The following is a 1,605-nucleotide window of genomic DNA, read 5'->3' on the forward strand; positions in this document are numbered from 1 at the left end:
CCGGAAGCGCCGGCCCAGGATGCGAGGGACGCGCCGCTGCTCAAGCTGAAAGCGCAGTCTCTGCCAGTCATTGATGTTCCTAGGTTCCAGGTAGGGGCCGTCAAGCGCAGGCAGAAGGAATGCCGAGGCAATGGCTGGCAGCCGCACGGCTCCGCGCACGACGAGTCCCGCGCTTGCGCGCACCCGGCCCGAGGCGCGCCGCTCGTGGTAGCGGCAGGTGCCGAAGAGGTGCTCCAAGTCATTGTCGGTGCGGGGCAGGTCCGGCACGTCGTAGCAGTGGAAGAGACCTTTCCAGTAACGGCGCGTCTCGAGGAGAAAGTGAGCGAGGGCCTGCCGCAGGACTCCCCGGTGACGTCGGCGCGTCCAGCGGACCAGGGCAGCCAGCAAGGCGGAAAGTCGACGTCGTACGCCTGCAGCGTCCAATCCAGGCTCGTTGCGGAGGATGACCGCGGTGCGCTCTATCCATTGGTAGGCCCGCGCCAGTCCAGGCCACATGCGTGCCGTAGCCTTCAATGCCTTGCGTAGCACCGTATGCAGGCGGCTCAACTCCTGTGGGCAGGCCCCCCTTTTGACACCCGCTCCAAGCTCTTCTCGATGGCGCCCAGTCGTCGGCGCAGCAGCAGGCCAGAGGGTTGGAGAGGCGGGCGGTGGTCGTCGGTGAGCGCGCTCCTGACGGCCGCCGCGTAGGCCCGCGTGGCGTGAGCACCAGCGTCCTGACGGCCTTCCACCGCTCGCTCGACCTTCCTCACCTCACGTACCCGCTTCTTCAACTCCTTCTTCGCATGCCGGTCGGCCTCATAAAGGGGCCGCGCTGCCTCCCGGAGATAGTGGAAATGGCAGAGCTGGTGCGGCACCTGGGGCAGTGCGTGGGCCAGAGCGTTACGGATGCTCCTCTGTCCATCGGACACCACGCCGACAATGGGCACTGGCCCCAACGCGAGCCTCACTTCCTCGAGAAGGGGTGCGAGTTCCTGCTCACTCCCGGACAGCAGGGAACGGGCGAGCAAGACCTGGCCCGACAGGCATTCGCGCACCACCCAGAGCACCTCGTGCCCCACGTCCGGAGCGAGCCCATCAATGGCGAGCACCGCCCGCCCCTGACGCTGGAGAGTCTCTTGTAACCGCCCGGAGTCGAGCAGCTTGAGGCTGACGAGCTCGTCGTACCGGTCCAGCAGGTTGGTGCAGGTGCGCTCGGATATGGCGACGCCCCTCTGGCGCAGCAAGGCGTGGATTTCCGGCACACTGCGGTGCTCCCGGTAGCGCTGCGCCCCGATGAAGGCCAATACGTCCAAGCCAAACTCGTGCTCGGGCAGCACCCAGCGCCCCTCTTCCTCGGCCCTCAACGACATGCCCTCCAGAAGGCATCCCTTCCGGTGGCATACCCGCACCTGCACGGACAGCCCCACGCACCCGGCGAGCGTCGTCACACAGCGCCGCGAGCGCCAGTCCGCCCGTGTCCTCGCGCCACACGCCTCGCAAGGCCGGCGCTCGCTGTCGATTCTCACCTCGCGGGTGGCGAGGGGGCGGGCTGTCGTTCGTGCCATGGCGTTCCTCCCATTCTCAGAGGGGCAACACCCCGGGCTCAGGCCATATTTGCCAGCGTAG

Annotated in this window: 1 protein-coding gene and 1 pseudogene; both read right to left on the minus strand. The window is 67.4% G+C overall.

Going from position 1 to position 1,605, the window contains the following annotated elements; all coding sequences use genetic code 11:
• Positions 1-267, minus strand: a pseudogene (locus tag HUA78_RS47130) (ISNCY family transposase); the annotation flags it as partial.
• Positions 268-542: 275 nt separating this feature from the next.
• Positions 543-1,544, minus strand: coding sequence for a transposase (locus HUA78_RS47135; protein ID WP_254624266.1), 1,002 nt, complete (start codon positions 1,542-1,544; stop codon positions 543-545).
• Between the last annotated feature and the right edge of the window lie 61 nt (positions 1,545-1,605).

Origin of the sequence: Myxococcus sp. CA033 (genome assembly GCF_013336625.1) — a bacterium.
GTDB classification, from domain to species: Bacteria; Myxococcota; Myxococcia; order Myxococcales; family Myxococcaceae; genus Myxococcus; species Myxococcus llanfairpwllgwyngyllgogerychwyrndrobwllllantysiliogogogochensis.